15 protein-coding genes are annotated in these 17,990 nt (G+C 58.9%); 9 read left to right on the top strand and 6 right to left on the bottom strand.

The window, feature by feature from the left end; all coding sequences use genetic code 11:
* Nucleotides 1-206 precede the first annotated feature (206 nt).
* Nucleotides 207-695: a MarR family winged helix-turn-helix transcriptional regulator gene (locus tag AC3I0A_RS09005; protein ID WP_489377342.1), complete on the top strand. Its 489-nt coding sequence runs from the start codon at nucleotides 207-209 to the stop codon at nucleotides 693-695.
* Between the two features lie 61 nt (nucleotides 696-756).
* On the opposite strand, the gene AC3I0A_RS09000 is transcribed toward AC3I0A_RS09005, so the two are convergent.
* On the bottom strand, nucleotides 757-2,079 hold the full coding sequence (locus AC3I0A_RS09000; RefSeq protein ID WP_489377341.1) for an OprD family porin: 1,323 nt from the start codon (nucleotides 2,077-2,079) through the stop codon (nucleotides 757-759).
* 332 nt (nucleotides 2,080-2,411) lie between these two features.
* Here AC3I0A_RS09000 and mhpT point away from each other — a divergent pair, with 332 nt between their 5' ends.
* On the top strand, nucleotides 2,412-3,629 hold the full coding sequence (gene mhpT / locus AC3I0A_RS08995) for a 3-(3-hydroxy-phenyl)propionate transporter MhpT (RefSeq protein ID WP_489377340.1): 1,218 nt from the start codon (nucleotides 2,412-2,414) through the stop codon (nucleotides 3,627-3,629).
* 166 nt (nucleotides 3,630-3,795) lie between these two features.
* On the opposite strand, the gene AC3I0A_RS08990 is transcribed toward mhpT, so the two are convergent.
* A complete protein-coding gene (locus AC3I0A_RS08990) occupies nucleotides 3,796-4,221 on the bottom strand; it encodes an ester cyclase (protein WP_448722955.1) in 426 nt (141 codons plus the stop codon).
* A gap of 238 nt (nucleotides 4,222-4,459) precedes the next feature.
* Between AC3I0A_RS08990 and AC3I0A_RS08985 the strand changes: the two genes are divergently transcribed.
* Nucleotides 4,460-5,410, top strand: a complete 951-nt coding sequence (locus tag AC3I0A_RS08985; protein ID WP_489377339.1) for a LysR family transcriptional regulator — start codon at nucleotides 4,460-4,462, stop codon at nucleotides 5,408-5,410.
* Between the two features lie 162 nt (nucleotides 5,411-5,572).
* Here the strand turns inward: AC3I0A_RS08985 and AC3I0A_RS08980 are convergent, their stop codons facing one another.
* Nucleotides 5,573-6,169: a TetR/AcrR family transcriptional regulator gene (locus AC3I0A_RS08980; RefSeq protein WP_489377338.1), complete on the bottom strand. Its 597-nt coding sequence runs from the start codon at nucleotides 6,167-6,169 to the stop codon at nucleotides 5,573-5,575.
* 158 nt (nucleotides 6,170-6,327) lie between these two features.
* On the opposite strand from AC3I0A_RS08980, the gene AC3I0A_RS08975 reads away from it, so the two are divergent.
* Nucleotides 6,328-7,068, top strand: coding sequence for an SDR family NAD(P)-dependent oxidoreductase (locus AC3I0A_RS08975; RefSeq protein ID WP_217856386.1), 741 nt, complete (start codon nucleotides 6,328-6,330; stop codon nucleotides 7,066-7,068).
* The gene (locus AC3I0A_RS08970; RefSeq protein WP_489377337.1) at nucleotides 7,065-8,258 is read left to right on the top strand and encodes an MFS transporter; all 1,194 of its coding nucleotides are present in this window, start codon (nucleotides 7,065-7,067) and stop codon (nucleotides 8,256-8,258) included. Before AC3I0A_RS08975 ends, AC3I0A_RS08970 begins: the two co-directional genes overlap by 4 nt.
* 233 nt (nucleotides 8,259-8,491) lie before the next feature.
* On the opposite strand, the gene istB is transcribed toward AC3I0A_RS08970, so the two are convergent.
* A complete protein-coding gene (istB, locus tag AC3I0A_RS08965) occupies nucleotides 8,492-9,247 on the bottom strand; it encodes an IS21-like element ISPsy14 family helper ATPase IstB (protein WP_489374734.1) in 756 nt (251 codons plus the stop codon).
* Nucleotides 9,248-9,266: 19 nt separating this feature from the next.
* On the bottom strand, nucleotides 9,267-10,781 hold the full coding sequence (gene istA / locus AC3I0A_RS08960) for an IS21 family transposase (RefSeq protein ID WP_489374736.1): 1,515 nt from the start codon (nucleotides 10,779-10,781) through the stop codon (nucleotides 9,267-9,269).
* A 285-nt stretch (nucleotides 10,782-11,066) separates the two neighbouring features.
* On the opposite strand from istA, the gene AC3I0A_RS08955 reads away from it, so the two are divergent.
* Complete coding sequence (locus AC3I0A_RS08955; protein WP_489377336.1) at nucleotides 11,067-11,327, top strand: hypothetical protein; 261 nt, start codon at nucleotides 11,067-11,069, stop codon at nucleotides 11,325-11,327.
* A 273-nt stretch (nucleotides 11,328-11,600) separates the two neighbouring features.
* Here AC3I0A_RS08955 and AC3I0A_RS08950 read toward each other — a convergent pair whose 3' ends face one another.
* Entirely contained in the window at nucleotides 11,601-13,562 is a 1,962-nt protein-coding gene (locus tag AC3I0A_RS08950) for a hypothetical protein (protein ID WP_489377335.1), read from the bottom strand.
* A gap of 371 nt (nucleotides 13,563-13,933) precedes the next feature.
* Between AC3I0A_RS08950 and AC3I0A_RS08945 the strand changes: the two genes are divergently transcribed.
* The 3 genes from AC3I0A_RS08945 (at nucleotide 13,934) to AC3I0A_RS08935 (ending at nucleotide 17,923) form a co-directional block, all read left to right on the top strand.
* Complete coding sequence (locus AC3I0A_RS08945) at nucleotides 13,934-14,257, top strand: alpha-hydroxy-acid oxidizing protein (RefSeq protein WP_489377334.1); 324 nt, start codon at nucleotides 13,934-13,936, stop codon at nucleotides 14,255-14,257.
* 212 nt (nucleotides 14,258-14,469) lie between these two features.
* Nucleotides 14,470-15,468, top strand: a complete 999-nt coding sequence (locus tag AC3I0A_RS08940) for a hypothetical protein (RefSeq protein WP_489377333.1) — start codon at nucleotides 14,470-14,472, stop codon at nucleotides 15,466-15,468.
* Nucleotides 15,469-15,571: 103 nt separating this feature from the next.
* A complete protein-coding gene (locus tag AC3I0A_RS08935) occupies nucleotides 15,572-17,923 on the top strand; it encodes a hypothetical protein (RefSeq protein WP_489377332.1) in 2,352 nt (783 codons plus the stop codon).
* Nucleotides 17,924-17,990 lie beyond the last annotated feature (67 nt).

Here is a 17,990-nt window from a genome sequence, read left to right as displayed (position 1 = left end):
CTCTCTTGTTCTTGGTTTGAAGTTGACTGAAAATTAAACCAGAAAATTAGTTATGTCAATTAACTATTAATAAAATTAACCAATTCGCTAACTCTTTGAAAAAACCTTCGTTGCTACCTGAAATCAACATTGACCATAGCTATCAGCGACCTACATCGGCAAAATAGATAGCCTTGTTAACCTCCACTCTTCAGGACTTACCTGTAATGGCCAAGCATTCCCCCCTCGCCGACCTGAACGAGTCCGCGTCGACCAACGCCGAGATGCAGGCGCCACTGGACTCGGCGCTGGACGACCTGATCGGCTATGCCATGCGGCGCGCGCAGCTCAAACTATTCCAGAACCTGATTAGCCACCTCTCTGCCCACGATCTACGCCCCGCGCAATTCTCGGCCCTGGCGATCATCGATCAGAACCCCGGATTGATGCAGGCCGATCTGGCCCGGGCACTGGCCATCGAGCCACCCCAAGTGGTACCGCTGCTCAATAAACTGGAAAACCGTGCACTGGCAGTGCGCGTGCGTTGCAAGCCGGACAAGCGCTCTTATGGGATCTTCCTCAGCAAGACCGGCGAGACCCTGCTCAAGGAGCTGAATCAGATTGCCGCGCAAAGCGACCTGGACGCCACTGCTGCATTGGACAGCAAGGAACGCGAAGAGCTGCTGCGCTTGCTGAAGAAGGTTTATCAAGATTGAATGCGGTTCGCCGGCACGCCCCAAAAGGGGCGGCCGGTGAGAAGTCTGGATGATCCTGGAGTTACCAGATCGGCAAGGTGTAGATCACCAGGAACCGAGTCTGGTTTTCATCGCGGAATGCGGCGCCGGCCGGGAAATCATTGCGGTAGATCGACTTGCGCGCCAAAAGTGCAACGTTTTTCAGTGGACCGCTCTGCACTACGTAGCCCATTTCCATCTGGAACTCGCGCTCTTTGCGGTCCTCGGCGTTGAAGGCTGTCAGCTCAATATTGTCGCCGCGCAAATAACGCAGCCGGCCCCTCAGCCCCGGCACCCCGGACGCTACAAAGTCATAGTCATAGATAGCTTGCCACGTGTGCTCTTTGGCATTGAGAAAGTCCGAACTCATCGTCAGCTCACTCATACCCATCAACTCCGTTCCGGAGATGTAGGGTGTCGCCGTGTCGCCACTGGAGTGCATATAGCCGACGCCAAAACGGTGCCCACCATAGCGGTAGCTGAACAATCCAGAGACGTTGCTATTGTCCACTTCACCGGCCTTGGCACTGCCATCCTCTCGGCTAAAAAAACTGCGCAGGTCGCTGGTTAATACCCCCCCTCCGAGCGGCAGGTCATGCAGCAACGCAAAAGTGTCCTGTTGGTACAAGTCGGTGACTTCGGCGTGGTAGGCACGCAGGCTCAGCTCCTTGTTGACTTGATAATCGCCCCCCAGATAGTCCAAGTGCGAGGTCGTGGCGGCACCGTTGAATCGCCGGTTGGGCGAAGCGATGGTCATCGCCTGATAACTTGTGGAGTCACGCTTGTTGATGCGATCGATATACCCGGTATTCAGCGTCAGACCGTCAATATCCTTGGAGCTGAGGGTGGTACCGCGAAAGGTTTGTGGCAGCAGTCGCGAGGGGCTGGCAAAAGCGAACGGCAGGAAGATCGACACATCCCCTGACTTCACCGTGGTTTGGGCAAAACGCAGTTTACCGGTCGGGGCCAGACGGGAGTAATCATCCGCCGCACGCTTGTCGCTGGCCGACACCGGCAACAGCTCGGTGCCGCTGCGATCCGGCGAGGAATCGAGCTTGACCCCTAACAGCCCCCGAACATCCAGCCCAAAACCTAGCGGTCCCTCGGTAAACCCCGACTCCATGTTCATGATGAAACCCTGGGCCCATTCCTGCGCGGCCGTCTTGGCCCCATCGTCCTTGTATTGGCGGTCCAGGTAGTAATTGCGCAGGGTCAAGGTGCCATGGCTGTCGTCGATAAAGCCCGCAGCTCGAAGCTGGGTGGGCAGAACGCTCAAGCCGAGCAGCGCCAGGACCAAGCCTCGGTTGACACTGGGCACACAGGTGGCTGACGCCGTCGCAACAGCGTCCACGGGGAGTTTTGGCATGTTCAATATCCCATTTTTTATTGTTGTTTGTGCTACCGGGTGAGCGCAGTGCAGCCGGCTTCGCGAACAAAGAATGGGAACCACCAATGGTCCTTGTCAATCGCAAGTGTCCGATAATCGGACATTAATATTATTATCTAATTTAATACATGATTCTTAATTCATATATAACTTATTGATTTAAATAGTTAATTTTATGTTTTTTTCTATTTAAATGGATTGCTTTATTTTTTAGTTATATTTGTTATCTTAATAATCAGTAGCCACCCTCAGCGTACCCAGTGCGATGGGACGGCTCGACGCCACAACAAAAACAACAATGAGGTTTACCCATGGACAGCCCATCGCGTCGTTCGACGCTGACAATCGCTTTGTGCTTTATCGTTGCGCTGATCGAGGGTTTCGATCTGCAGGCCGCCGGCACCGCTGCCGCCGGACTGCGCCAGAGTTTTGCCCTGGACCCGAAGATGATGGGTTGGGTGTTCAGTGCCGGGATCATCGGCCTGCTGCCCGGGGCGTTTTTCGGCGGCTGGGTCGCCGATCGCATCGGCCGCAAGAAAATCCTCGTCAGTGCTGTGCTGCTGTTTGGCTTGTTTTCCCTTTGCACAGCCTATGTCGAGAGCTACTCCAGCCTGTTGCTGGTGCGTTTCATGACCGGCTTGGGCCTGGGTGCTGCACTGCCCAACTTGATCGCGTTGTGCGCCGAGGCTGTGAGCGAACGCAATCGCGGCACCGCCATCAGTGTCATGTACTGCGGCGTGCCCTTGGGCGGTGCGCTCGCGGCGGTGGTGGCGATGTTTTCAAGTGAACACTGGCAAACCACTTTTATCATCGGCGGCCTGGTGCCCTTGTTGGTAGTACCACTGATGGCTTTGCTGCTGCCAGAATCCACTGCCTTTCGCCTGCAACATTCAGCAACTGGCAGCCTACGGCCATCCACAGCACAGGCGCTGTTCGGCGAAGGCCGCACACGCAACACCTTGGCCTTATGGCTGAGCTACTTCTTCACCTTGACCGTGATGTACATGCTGCTCAACTGGCTACCTTCATTACTGCTGGAACAGGGCTTCAGCAAACCCCAGGCGGGCATGATCCAGATGCTGTTCAACATTGGTGGCGCTCTCGGTTCGCTGCTCGGCGGCCTGCTTCTGGATCGTTGCAACGGCCTCAAGGTCGTGCTGTTCGTGTATGCCGGGTTGCTGACGGCGCTGGCTGGGGTCGGCTTGTCGATCGGTATCGTGCCGATGGCGATCGCCGGTTTTGCCGCCGGGTTGTTCGTCATGGCTGCACAACTGGTGCTCTACGCCCTGGCACCGCCGTCCTACCCGACCGCAGTGCGCGCCACCGGTGTCGGAGCGGCCGTGGCGATCGGCCGCCTGGGCTCGGTGGCAGGCCCCTTGGCCGCAGGGCAGATCCTTGCTGCCGGTGCGGGCACCACTGGCGTGCTGCTGGCGACCTCACCAGGTCTGGTGATCGCCGCCCTGTCGATCCTCACTGTAATCGCCCGCTCCAGATCGACCGCCGAAGTGCAACTGAAGACCGCCAACTAAGCGGCTTATCCCCACACAAAGAGGCAGCTGAGCAGAAGGAGGTATAAATCCCCCAGGCGACGGTCGTAACTAAACCGTCGCTTTCCGGCCAATAGCGGCCTCTGACCACCGTAGAGAAAATAATTTCACCACGGTGGATTTAGCTCCCTTGAGAATTAACTAAGGGTTACTCGTAACTGATGATTCCGAGTTGCTTTGCCATGAACAGTTCGTTCCGTTCAACGATCTCCTCGATCACTTTACCCTCTTTGTTGAAACGGAAATACGTCAGGGCCGTCCACGTCAAGCTCTTGCCTTCTACGTTAAAGCCGTGCCATGTATTGGAGCCAGTTGCACAGTGTGTCAACGCGACTACAACAACGTCATCTGTGACAACTTCCTTGCTGAACGTAGTTTTAATTGTCTTATATCGTTCGAGAACATTTGCGCTCAAGGCTCGCTTGAAATTTTCCAAACCACCTATCGGAGCATCGCAGTCCGGCCGATGCACGACCACGTCGACATCGAAATACTCGGAAACTCGCTCAACATCCTTACCATCCACACAGTATTTAAAGTAGCTCTTCACCGCTTCTAGATTTTTGACGTTCATACGAACCTTACTCCTCTCACATTGATAACAGGCAATAAATTCAAAGATTTTATAAAAGGCCGCCCCGCTTAAAAGGAGTCGTATCCCAGAGATGTTAAATCAATACGGACAAGACCTTCTGCACACTTCGCAAGTGTTTAATTGGAACGACCCAGCGCGTCAGGCTCATTCTAGGAGGGCTTATGGTATTCGTAAATCTATAATATAGTTGGTGTGATATCGATTATAGGAATACCACATGAGTCTGGACCGGTTGGAAAAATGGGCGACAGTCAGGCATTTCCGCTTGGCGATTGCATTGTTTGAATATGGCAGTGTTTTGCACGCTGCACGCTCGCTGAACCTCTCACAGCCTACAGCGAGCAAGCTGCTACAAGATCTGGAAGAGGCTGTAGAAGCTCAGCTCTACACTCGGAATCGCAGGGGGGTTACGCCTACAGAGCTTGGTCGGGACTTTGTGCAGCGCAGCCGGATGATCCTTGCCCAGCTGGATCATGTATCCCAAGCAATCGACGCTCTTGGAAAAGGGCATGCCGGGCGTGTTGCCATAGGAAGCGTGTTAACAGGGTCAAGTTATCTTGTGCCTGCAGCCATCGCGCGACTCTGGGCCAGCCGACCAAGCATCCGCATCAAAATCGTCGATGGTGTGAGCGGAGAACTGATACCTCGGCTTATCTCAGGCGAATTGGACTTCTTGATTGGGAGACTTTCCGATGTCAGCTCAAGCGTCGTTGTCGCTCAGGAAGCGCTCTTTAGCGAAAACGCCATCATCGTTGCGCGCCGTGACCACCCTCTTGCTCAGCAACCTGGGGTTAAACTGGAAGAGCTCGCGCGCGAAGCATGGATTCTGCCGCCAATAGAAACTACTTTACGGAAGCAGTTCGATAACATTTTTCATCGAAAGGACATTGACCCACCACATGCAACTATAGAAACAGTATCATTCTTTAATATACTTTGGTTATTAAAGCAGACCGATCTTCTTGGAATTTTACCTCAATCAGTTATTTCTGACCCAGCACATAGTAATGAGCTAGTTCGCCTCCCGGCTTTCGAACCTCTAATTCTGGAGCAAATCGGTGTTTCCCGACTAGGAGACGCTACATTGTCACCTGCCGCTTCCGCTTTATTGGACGCACTAAGAGAGGTTATGCACAGCCCCCCAAAAACGGGGGAGCACCTTGTGTAAGAGAAGGAGTTCTAATCTTTGCAATAGCCCATCGTATGGATGGATAGCCTTGAGAACAGGAAGCAATCGGCCATTAGCGGACACTCTCCGGCGGCGCCCCCCTGTTGGCAGAGCCGTCCCCCACTCCAGTCGTACTCTGCTGTCCAAATAATGCGAACACTGTCATGAGTGCGTTCGAAGAACAGTGGTGTCACGGTTTTGTGCCAATGAATCATCCCTCGTCAGTGCCTGCCACGCGACGAGCGCGCTGTGGGCGATTTCCTCGAGTTTTTGACGCCTCGCGCCATCGCGCGCTTGAATCGACATACCTTGTTGAACCGTGATGAGAAAACGCGCTACCGCCTCAACGTTTACCCCTTCGTCAATCTCACCACTCTGCACACCTTGAGCGAGCTTTTCGGCAAGGATCTCGACGTTGCGCGCTCTTTTGGCTGATACCTCGGCTCCGACAGCGGCGCTGGCCTGCGTCGAGTGCAAGGCTGAAAGGATGATGAAGCACCCGCTTGGCTTGTCGATCCTGCTGAATTCGCGGGCTGAAGACATCAGGAACGCCTCAACAGCGCCATATGCCGAGGTCGCGGCAAGTGTCTCTTGCCAAACCGCGGCTCCATCGGTCGCGCGATAAAGATCCACTGCTTCCCTGAAGAGTCCTTCCTTGGAGCCGAACGCTGCATACAAGCTCGGCGAGCCGATGCCCATTGTGGCAGTCAATTCCGCCATCGAAGCGCCTTCGTAACCCTTCTCCCAGAAAAGTTCCATTGCCTTGGCAAGACTTTTCTCTCTATCGAAATTCCGGGGCCGTCCACGATCCGCCATGTGTTTTCACCATTTATGTGTTGATCGTTATATTAATTGTTGACGCATGTTTTCGGAGAATTATATTCTGTATCGATCATCACATAAATAGAGGACTCACCATGTTGTCACTTATCGGTAAGCGCGCATTTGTCACCGGTGGAAGCCGCGGTATCGGTGCGGCCATCGCTCGCAGGCTCGCAGCAGAGGGCGCTGACGTTGCGATTGCTTATGAGCAATCAGCGGATGCCGCCCAGGTCATCGTCGAAGAGCTAAACAACGCCGGCCGCCGCGCGGTCGCGATCCAAATGGACGCAGCATCGCCAGATTCGATCCGACAGGCAGTCGATCGCGCAGCTGCTGAACTGGGTGGGCTCGATATCCTGGTCAATAACGCGGGCATCATCCGTGGTGGCCCGGTTGAAACTATGAGCGTTAAAGACATCGATGACACCCTTGCAGTCAACGTAAGAGCGGTGCTGCTGGCCTCGCAAGCAGCACTGGTTTATCTGCCAAAAGGAGGCAGAATCATTTCCACCGGCAGTAACCTCGCCGAACGAGTGCCTGACGCGGGTATGAGCTTGTACTCGATGAGCAAGGCGGCATTGATCGGTTGGACCAAAGGTTTGGCACGAGACCTCGGGCCCCGAGGCATCACCGTCAATATTGTGCACCCTGGCTCTACTGACACGGACATGAACCCCGCCAATGGTCCGCGTTCTGAAGCCCAGCTTAATCGCATGGCGATCAAGAGTTACGGCCGAGTGGAGGATGTTGCAGCGCTGGTTGCATTTGTTGCTCGAGACGAAGCTCGCTCGATCAACGGCAGTGGTTTGACCATCGATGGCGGTGCCAACGCGTGAACGTCGCCACCATCTCTGCCGATGCACGGCTCAAGCAAGTGCTCTGGGTACTTGTGCCCGCCATCAGCGTGGTGGTGGCAACTGAGTTCATTGTGGTCGGTTTGCTGCCACTGATCGCCAACGATCTAGGCGTTTCGCTTGCAGAGGCGGGACGCCTGACAGGATTGTTCGCGCTATCCGCGGCGGTGGCCGGCCCTGGACTCATGCTGCTGAGCAGTCGTTGGTCTCCACGCTCCGTGCTGGTGTTCACGTTGTTGCTTTACAGCGTCGGCAACACAGTGATGGCATCTTCATCAAATTTGAGTGTTCTGCTGACCACACGCATTATTCAGGGCGCAATGCTTCCGGCATTCGTCAGCGTGGGTGCTGCGGCCGTGGCATCACTCGCCATGCCGGATCAAAGAGGTCGAGCGCTGGCAAATGCCAACCTGGGCTTTGTCATTGGAGTATTGGTCGCCCTGCCTGCGGGTGTTGCACTGGCGAAATGGGGCAATTGGCGACTGCCATTCGTGCTGCTGTCGTTGTTTTCCTTGGTGGCAGCCGCAGTGACATGGGGTCGCTATCCCAACTATCGAGTCCCGGAGATTCCCAGCATCGCTTTGCCGCTTAACTTGCTACGAAACGCCCTGTTCCTGGGACATCTGCTGCTCTCCGTCCTGCTCTTCGCCTCCATGTTTGCCGCGTACACCTTTCTCGCCGCCTGGCTGGACGGGTATCTGAATCTCAGTGGCTCACAGATTGCACTGACGCTATTGCTGTTCAGCGCCATTGGGCTGGTGGGTAACAGTGTCGCAGCTCGGGTAGCTGATCGTGCACCCGTTATCGCGACTGTGGCGAGTGCGGCCGCCCTTGTCGTGGCAGTCAACCTGGCCGGAGCGTTTCATAATGTATTGCCGGTCATAGCCGTGCTGCTCGTGATCTGGAGTGTCGCCCACACTGCCGGAGTCACGCTTAGCCAAGTGCGGGTAACGATGGCCGGAGGACAGGCGCCAGCGTTCGCCATGACTATGAACTTATCCTGCGCGAACCTGGGGATAGCGATTGGAGCTTTTTGCGGCGGATGGGCCATAGATCGTGGGGGAGTTGCTGCAATCGGCTGGGTACCAGCCATTTTTGGGGCGCTGGCGACAATACTATGCATCGTACTCGCCCGAGCTGGCCTAGTAAGAAATCACCGTTGCATTGAATGAGACGATTCAATTTCACCTGTTGTTGTATTAACCAGGATTGTCATCATTGCGTTTAGTGGGCGCTGGAAAGTCCGATCCTGTTGATTTTTTGCCATTCCCAACGACAGCTATGGGTCGTTCTCTGCCGATTGCGGATTCCACGACACTTGGACACTCAGCCCACGATCATTTGGACACTCATTCCACGCTCACTTGGACAGGCAGTCGGAGCGCAGCGACGCAGGTTCGCATTGTTAGTCTGAAGTCCCGGTTGCAGTCAATTTCGTTGCGCGCCTGCGCATCGATTCGCCCTTCAGTTCGATGCGGTAAGCGTTGTGCACCAGCCGGTCGAGGATCGCATCGCCCAAGGTCGGATCACCGATTAGCGCATGCCATTTATCCACCGGCATCTGGCTGGTCACCAGCGTCGAGCGGTTTCCGTAACGGTCGTCCAGCAGTTCCAGCATGTCGCGCCGCTGCGCGGCGGTAAACGGTGCAAGGCCCCAGTCGTCCAGGATCAGCAGATCGGTCTTGGCATAACCCGCCATGAGTTTGGCGAAGCGACCGTCGCCGTGGGCCAGGCCCAGTTCTTCCATCAAGCGAGGCAGACGCAGATAACGCACGCTGTAACCGTCCCGGCAGGCCTTATGGGCCAGCGCGCAGGCGAGCCACGTTTTGCCTACGCCTGTCGGGCCGCCGATGATCAGATTCAGGCCGTCGCGCAGCCATTGGCCGCTACCGAGTTGCAGGATCAGGGCCTTGTCCAGGCCGCGCGGGCTGCGGTAATCGATATCTTCCAGGCAGGCGTTGTGGCGTAGTCTCGCGGCTTTGAGGCGAGTGGTCAGCCGAGCATCTTCACGCTCGGTCACTTCGCGGTCGACCATCAGGCCGAGGCGTTCGTCGAAGCTGAGATCGCTGATGTCGGGCGTTGCGTGTTGCTCGCTCAGCGCTTTGATCATGCCGTGCAGCCGCAGGGTTTGCAGCTTGTCCAGAGTCGGGTTGGGTAGCATCTTGATGCTCCTTTTCAGGTCAGTGGTAGTAGTCGGGGCCACGCAGGTTGATGTGTTCTTCGGGCAGCAGTGGCAGGTTTTGCTGGGTCAGCGGCAGCCGTTCCAAGCCTTGGCGCAGGATCGATTCGAGGCTTTTGTAACTGCATGCGCCGAGTGCCAGCGCACGCTGGCAAGCGGCTTCCAGCCGCTCTTCGCTGTGCTGTTTACTCAGGCGCAGGATGCCCAGACAGGCACGGAAGCCGTGCTGCGGATGAATTCGGCGCTCGAGGATGTAGGCGATGACGCCGGCCGTGTTCGGGCCGGTCTGCTCTGCCCAACGGATCAGCCGTTGTGGCGTCCACTCGGCATGTTCGCGGTGGCTCTTGGGCATGTGCTCGGTGTGGGTGGTGTGGCGACCTTTGTGCTGCGAGCGCAGATGACTGGCCACGCGCTGATTGGCGTGGAAGCACTCGACAGTCTGCGCGGTCAGCCGCACTTCGAGTTGGTGCTTCACCAGCTGGTACGGCACCGAGTAGTAATGGCCGTCGACTTCGACGTGGTAGTCGATGTGTACCCGCACTTTTTTCCACTCGGCGTAAACGTAAGGATGTTCCGGCAGCGGTTGCAGCACGGGCCGGTCGATGTTCTCGAAGGCCGACCGGCGCGAGCCGGGCAGCTTCTTGAAGGGCTTTTGATTGAGGCGATCCAGCAGCAGTCCGATTGCTATGTTGAGTTCGCCGAGAGAGAAGAACTGGCGGTCGCGCAAGACCGCTAGGATCCAGCGCTCGACCACTTGCACACCAACTTCAACCTTGGCTTTGTCCTTGGGTTTTCGGGATCTCGCGGGCAGCACCGCTACGCCGTAATGCTCGGCCAGATCACGGTAGCTGGGGTTGATGTCGGGCTCGTAGCGATGTGCTTTGGTGACGCCACTGCGTAGATTGTCCGGCACCAGAATCTGTGAGGTGCCGCCCAGAAAAGCGAAGCACCGAGTGTGCGAGCCCAGCCAGTCTGGGAGTTTTTGCGACCAGGTGGCCTCGGCGAAGGTGTAGCTTGAGGCGCCCAGGACGGCGACGAAGATCTGCGTCTGACGGATTTCGCCGGTTTTCCGGTCGATAACTGGCACGGTTTGGCCAGCGTAATCGACGAACAGTTTTTCGCCAGCTCGGTGCTCCTGACGCATGACCACATCGACCTTGGCGGCCCAGAGGCGGTAGTGCTCGCAGAACCAGCTGTACTGGAAGCCTTGCGAATGGCTGAGCCGATACTCTTGCCAGAGCAGAGCCAGAGTCACGCCGGGGCGGCGCAGTTCTGCGTGAACATGAGCCCAGTCGGGCATCGGCCGTTGATCGCTGGGAACCGTCGGCGCTGGCGGGAACAGACAGCGTTCCAGTTCAGCATCCGACAACGCCGTCGGCCAGGTCAGCCCGCAAGCGTTGAAGCGATGCAGGTAGTTGCCGGCGCTGCCACTGCTGATGCGAAGGCTGGTGGCGATCTTGCGCACGGACAGGCCGGCGTCGAACTTTAGGCGTAGTACCTCTCGGATTTTACGCATGGATATACGCTCCACGACGACCTCTTCGCTTCGAGAAAAGAGGTCGATGGTAGTGAATAATCCTGCGTCGCTGCCTGCCTGAGCATGGGTTGGGTCAGTGGAAAATCACTGTCCAAGTGCTCGTGGAATGAGTGTCCAAGTCAGCGTGGAATCACTGTCCAAGTGTTCGTGGAATGGGTGTCCAAGTGCGCGTGGAATCCCCAGGGTCAGAAGCGGACTGCACCCGTAGCGTTTCCCCGCCACGATCCGGCTTACGCCCTGTTGAAAGACGCTGGAGGAGAGAAAGTGATCCAGGCTCAGTTCTCCGTTCGGGGCCTGGAAGACGGGAGTCGGAGTGCCTGGAAGATGCAGGAGGTGGGCCGGTTGCCCCATCGGGTGCTCCGCCAGTTTGGCCCAAAGGCCGTCCTCGCCTACCACGACGGTTTCATGGTCGTCCTGCAAGGTCTGCAGGAATACTGCTGCGGAAACACCGGCACCGATGATCAGTCTGGTGGGCATGTCATCCTTTCCATCGCTCGAAATCCAGTGCTGGAGCGAGCGCAATGAGTGTCCATGCCGCGCTCGCGTTCATTGACCCACTCCATCCATTTCCCCATCGCTGGGGCGTTGGTGCATTCGCGATATCTCGCTTGCGTAGCGTTGCACCTGGCCAACATCTCTTTACGCTTGCCGGAGCGAAACCGAACTGTCTATTCCGCCGTGTGACGACCGTGACGCTTCTCCAGCCTGGACGAGACGATGCCTTCCGGCATCGTCTCGTCCAATGACCGTTCTGGAAACGTTTCCGCGTCCTCCGGAAGCCCGTTTTCGAGCCGTTCTCTATGGCGCACTGCGGGTTTGAGCCGCCTTGGCCTGCTGCCACATGGGAATGGCCTTGAACGCCGTGACCATGTCGTAATCCAGTGCCACCGGGGCCTTTCCGTTCGCGCTCGGACCCATCGGCGTCTTGCCGTTGCGGCTCTGGAACCATTGCATCCACAGTTGCGAGCCAGGATCGGCCATGACCAGCGCAGCGGCACTGTCGTTGCTCGAGAGCGGTGGGTCGATGGCCTGCGGCGGCTGGCTGCTGGTCGGTAGCAGGAAGGAGGTCATCGGGTACTGAGCGCTGCTATGACATCCCAGGCAACCCGCGCTGGCCAGACCGGCTGGGTAGTAATGCGTGGCGGTCCAGGCCGGAGTGACCACGGCACCGTCATTGGGGCCCGAAAGGCGTCCGTCCCAGCCCAGCGTGGATGTCGAGTAGGGAGGCGCTTTCGGGTTGATCCAGTTTTCGCTGAGCTTCGGATTGACGGTGACCGGCGGTGTCAGCGCTTGCGGATCGGTGTTGATGACGTCCGGGTTGCCGCCCCAGGTCGCTCCCAGCGGGATCATCTTGTCCCAGGCATCCTTGCCGGGGGCGTTCTTGTCGTAGATCAGCGTCGAGAACACCCAGCCCGTCTGGGGAGCGGCAACGCTGTCCTTGACGATGATGTCGAACTGCATCAGATAGACATTGGTCATGGAGGATAGGGTGGCACTGCCCTTGGAACCGTTGTCGACGCATTTGGAGTTCGGGTCCTGGGCGCTGCCGTTGCTGATATTCGTTGGCGCGTAGATCTGCCATTGCGCGGCGTTTTCCATCGGCGCCCAATCAGCGCCACAGGCGGTGACCAGGGCGAACTTGACGATGACACTGCCTTCCGCGAACTGTGCCGCCTCGGTGGTCAGTACGGGATTCATCGCTCGTTCGGCGGTCGTTCCCCAGATGTTGCCCAGGGTCTTCGCGGCTCGGGTGTCGTAGAGCGTCAGCACATAGGTGGTCAGAGGTTGCTTCTGATCGGTCAGGGTGCCGGCCGGGAAGCCTGATCCGACATAGACGCCACGAATAGGCTCGCGCTCGACGCCTAGCCATATGGAGTCATACCAGCCGCTGTTCTGGTAGTTCCAGTTGGCATAGTCGAAGACGATCTTGCGCATGTCCGGAGAGACATAGTCCTTGAGGGCTTGAACGTAGGCATTGGCATTGGCCTGGGTGATCCTGCCGTTGTTGGTCGTCTTGCTCCAGGGGAAGGAAGTGGCTGCGGGCAACTGGCTTGGATAGTCGTGGCTGAGGGTGAACAGTGGCCCTTTGTAGTTGGCCGGAGGTGAAATGGCGGAGGGTAGAAAGGGATCTATCTTGAGCTTGGAGTCGCTCAGCTTTTCAGCGGTGGAGGTGAGGAAGGGGACCTTGCCCACCAGTGATCTGTCGGCGAATGGGGTTTCCGCCTGGGCCGTCAGGGACGGTAGTGTTGCAGCTATCAACAGACTCATCGGGTAAATCAGGGTTTTTTTCATGACGTGCTCCTTGTATGTAGCGGAAGTGACTTCCGGCTGGTACGTCCTTGGCGCGCAAGTGCTCCAGGGATTCAGGGTCTCGCCGCCCCGGCTGCGCGCGGTTGTGATCGGGTCCAGGGTGGCGATGTGCAAGGCGACGGTGTTGCGCGCCGGCACCCGGAGCTTTTGCGCTTTGCACGCCTGCGTGACTTCGCGATAAAGCGCCGCCAGGCTGCGCTTCTGCCGGGACAGGAAACGCTTGTGCAACAACTCGCGAATGATGCGCTCTACCGACTCCGGCAAGCGGCCCTTGCCTTTGCCGCCGTTCGATTGGCCTGGCGCGAGGTCCGTGACCAGGCCGGAGCCCTGCCGAGCACGCCGGATCAGGACGTAAATCTGTCGCCGGGACAGGCTCAGTGTGTGGGCGGCGGCATCGGCGGCCTGGTGGCCGACGATCTCAAGCGCCGCCAGCCGCCCTATGACCTCCATTCGTTGCCGTGCCGCTCCCAGGCCGCATCGGGCAAGGTCAAGATCCCCTGCTCGGCAACGCGCTGCACTTCCGCCGTCATGCCTGCACCTCACTTTTGTGCACAGGAGTTTTGAGCATAGACGACGATGGTGCAGGCAACTACTGATCATCCGGTAATCAGAAGTCCTGTGCACATCAGGTGTTTCAGCCAGCAAGACGGTGCAATTGTCTTCTGAAAATGACAGCTTCCGTTGGGCGGGTGGCCATCGTCCAGCAAACCAGTGTTTGCCGGTGATGGCGTAGTTAGGTCGAAAACCGCCGGCTTGAGCCCCCTAAATCTTGCCCGAAAAACCCTGTCGGGTAGCGGAAATAGCCGAAAACCATCCTGCCAATGTTTTCCGGCGGAGTTTTCGGCGGTTCCGGCTTACAACCCCTGATTCTGGACAGCGGCATTTGCCGCGGCACCGACGTGGTGAAGGCGCTGGCGCTGGGCGCCAACGCGGTAGCAATCGGCCGACCGGTCATGTTCGGTTTGGCCCTGGGCGGTGCGAGCGGCGTCGACAGCGTGATTGACTACTTGCGTAGCGAAACCGTGAACACTCTCCTACACTTGGGTGCCAACGGCCTCGGCGAGCTGCGCAGCGAGCACGTACGCCAGTCCGCTGCGCCGGGTACGCATGGGCCGGTAAGCGTTGGAGCGGAGCGGCTGGGCTGACGAAACAGCGTGCGGCGGGACTGACCGTGCGCCCGCGTGTCCTTTACGGCCCCGCGCGGCACAGTCTCGCTGCGCGTAGCGATTCAGCGGAGGCGAAGTGCCCAGAAAATGCTGCGCGGCGGCTGCGCGCTGAGCCGAGCGGTGCTGGCACGGCGCTCTTCGCTCGCTCCTACGTGTTGTGTCAGCCTCAACGGTTAAAAAGGAATGACGCGATGCCTGATCGTGACACGCTCGCCCGATTGCTTGTCAGCCGGAGCGCCGGGCTCAGCCCCGGACCCGGCTCCACCCGCCAGACTCTCGAAGCGCTGCGCTTCGCTATCGCGAACAGCCTCTCTGGGGAGACGGTTCTCGAGGACGCACCACAAGTCAGCAAAGAGCAGCTCGCCTCTGCTCAAGCCTACTTCGATGCTGAGGGCGCGAAGCCAGCGTTGAACGCGCTCGGCATCGAAGGCAGCTTCACCCTCGAGCGCACAGACCCGCTGCAGTTCCTCACCAGCCCGCAACAATCCGTGTTCCAGGGCCAGAAGAAAGCAAGCAGCGTCGGCCCCTTCCTGGATGCAGACGGACGCGAGATCTGGTTCAACATCTACGGGTCGGCGCAGGGGCGAACGGTATACGTGCCTGGGGTCGCGCGCCCCGTGCTCGTCATGACTTCCGCACGTCTCCCAAACGTGGCGCTTGCGCGATTCCGCCTCACACTCGATCCGGGAACGGTCTGGGTGCTCGCGCGATTGCTCGACCCCGCCGCGCCCGAGGACGGTTACGTCGGGTTCAATGTCACGAGCGGCTCAGTGGGATTGCCCGCCGTGCCAACCATCGCCGGCGACCGCTTGACGCTCGCAGCGCCAGGCGTCATCGACCTGTCGCTCACTCTCGCTGCTCCTCCTCCGCCTCCAGCAAACCCCGAATGCGCTTTCGGATCGCTCACCGCGCCGGTGGAGATCACGATAACGCTGTCCCTCCCACCAACTTTCACCGGAATCCAGGGCAAGCTCGTCCTCTCCGAATCGACATTCGATATCGCAGCGGGCGAAGGCATCGCGTTCGACAGCACGTGGAACATGATCGCGTTTCGCGGCCGGCCGCAGCCCGAGTGGCTGGATCTTGCCGACATCGCTCACGCGATCGCACAGTTCAGCGGCGAGGTGGAGATCGAGCGCGCCGCGTGGGCTGCCCCTGTCACGCGTCGCCGATCCAAATGCGCTGGGTGAGGCAGACCCGGCAAGCTCGGGATGCCTTCTCTACCTGGGCGCGGGAGGTTTCGTCAGCTGGCCAGAGAGCAACGTCGGGCCCGTTCGCCTCGATAGCCTGTCGATGCTGGCCAGCCCCGCGCGTCTTCTCGTCCGTGCGACCAGCAACGATCCCCTCGCGTCCCAGGCGAAACACCAGTTCGGACTTTGGAGTCTGGAGCAAAGCGGCCTGCCGCTCCCCGTCACCGTACACACGGTGGTGCCACTCGAGATCGCGTTTGTGTGCGACGCGCAGATGGGCGAAGCCCTTTCGCTCACCGCGCAGGCATCGATCTCACTTGATCGGCCGCTCTCGGCCGTAGGCAATCCGCTTCCCGCGCTGGATGCGCCGGTGCATCTGATTTTCACCGAGAAAGACGCGCTCCGGAAGGTGACGCTGCTCACGCGAGGGCTCCCGGCAGCGCCGGTCGCAGCACCCTGGCCGCTTGCGCTGGAGAACGGCTTCTTCCACGTGCGCTCGCCGAAGCTCGTTCTCCTCACTGGAGCGCTGCAGAACGGCGGCGCGCTGCGCGACGGACGAGTCTCGATCCATCTCGATGTGCACGGCTTCCTGCCGACACTGCCGGATCCGTATGTCGCGAACGTGCAGGCGCACGGCGAGTTCGGGCGTGGCGGCGCGAGTGGTGCGCTGATTGCCACAATCGACTGGACCGCGAACGAAGCTCCTCGCCTCTCTTTTCGCGGCTCCACCGGAACGGGCGGCCTCGCACTAACAAACTCTTCGCAGCAAGGGTCGCGTCCTGCGCCAGGTGCAACGCCGCCCGACCCCTGGTCCGCCACGGATCGGAGCGTGGCGTTGGCCACCGCCCGGCGCAAGCGCGAGGCAACTCTCGGACATGTTGTCGAAGAAGCACGCGCAAAGGATGCGCGGAACCTGGAGGTGCTGGGCAGGCACGCAACGGAAGCCGGCATCACGTTCGGCGCCGGAATCCGCCTGCTCGACGTGTCGACGAACCGCCATCAGGTTGGCGTTCAGATTCGAGGCGCAGGGCGCGCCGTTTCGGCGAGCACCGCCGCACTCACCGTCGATGGCCTGCACGTCACCACTTCGCTCGCCGGCGTGCAGGTGTTCATGCTGCCGCAGGTGCAGTGGGAACCGGTAGCGACGCTCGACCGCGACCAGGATCTCACGAAGTTCGGCTACTTTCCGACCCCGCTGGCGTCCGCGAACGACGGTGGCGCAACGCTCATCGGCTCGCGCTCCCTGAAGCTCGCCCCGGTGATCCCGGATCTGGCACTCGACCGCTTTATTGAGACGTTCTCCGCCGGCGAGCGCCTGGGTCTCGTAACCACGTTGCCGTTCGGCATTCGCGCGGTGATGGCACTGCGGTCCGGACCCGGCGGTGACACTCTGGCTCTCAACAACGCGAGCTACAGCGGCCCACTGCCGCTTCAGAACGCACTTCAGCTCAGCGCGCGCGCCCTCGGCGGCACGAGCGTTCCGGGCCTCGAGAGCCCGAGTTTCGAAGGCGCAGCGGTCCAGCTCCTCAATGGCGTAAATCTCGTTTCGGGTGCACCGGAAGGGATCAGCGTGCTCGGCTCGCCGAACGACCCGGATGAATGCGTCGAGGGTATGTTCAACAACGAGTTCGCCCTCGCGAGGCCACGCGTCCCCGTTAGCCGACTGGACCTTTCAGGCTATGGCGCTTCGACGTTCAGCGACTGGGCCAATCCCTACGCGGCGTTCGCCGAAGCCAGCAAGGTGCACTTCAACGTGCTCGTGGGGCGCACGGCCCTGGAGATCGTGAAGTTCAACAGCGTGCTCTATCCGTGGGGCATTCGCGTCACACGCATGGTGACGGTTGAGCGGGGACGAAACGCAGGCGTGATTCGCCGCGACACCGGTTGGCAACCCGAGTCCAACGGCATCTTCGATTTCCGCTACAAAGACAAGACAGGAACGCCGAAAGACTCACCGTACGTAGTGCATCCCGGCGTGTTCCGCGGCCTGTTTGCTATCCGGAACATCCGGCCCGCGCCTGGAGCGACGCCCATCTCGTTCACTTCATCGAAGGGCCCCGCGCAGGTACTCGCCTATCACTTCGACTGCGAAGCGATCATCGAGAGTGCAGCGGGCGAAGTTCGCACGCCCGCGAATGGAATGACCGGCTTCCTTCACATCCTTCCGGTAGGCGAGCCGCTGGCGGACAAAGATCTGGCCGCACTGCTTGCCCAGCAATCTGCGGTGGGCGGTCCGGTGGACGCGGAGATTGTCGTGGCCGCATCGGGGCTGCGCGTCCGCGCACTTCGTGTCGAGGTCGATACAGCCGGAAGCGGCGTCGTCATAGGAAAGACCACAAAACGACCCGGTGATGGTTTTTTTGAAATGGCAAAAAAGTGCGGTGAAGACATCCGCGATCGCGAGACGTTTTACCAGTCAGCCAAGCAACACGTTCTCGCTTGCTGGCGGGATTGACTGGCTTCTTGAGGTATCTGAAAGCCCTCTTCAGCCTGAGTTTTTGCAGACGTAATCGTCAATGGCC

The sequence above is a fragment of the Pseudomonas sp. KH_024_B2 genome, from assembly GCF_057839965.1.
Note: the sequence above shows the minus strand (reverse complement) of the source record. Positions and strands in the feature narration are given on the sequence as shown.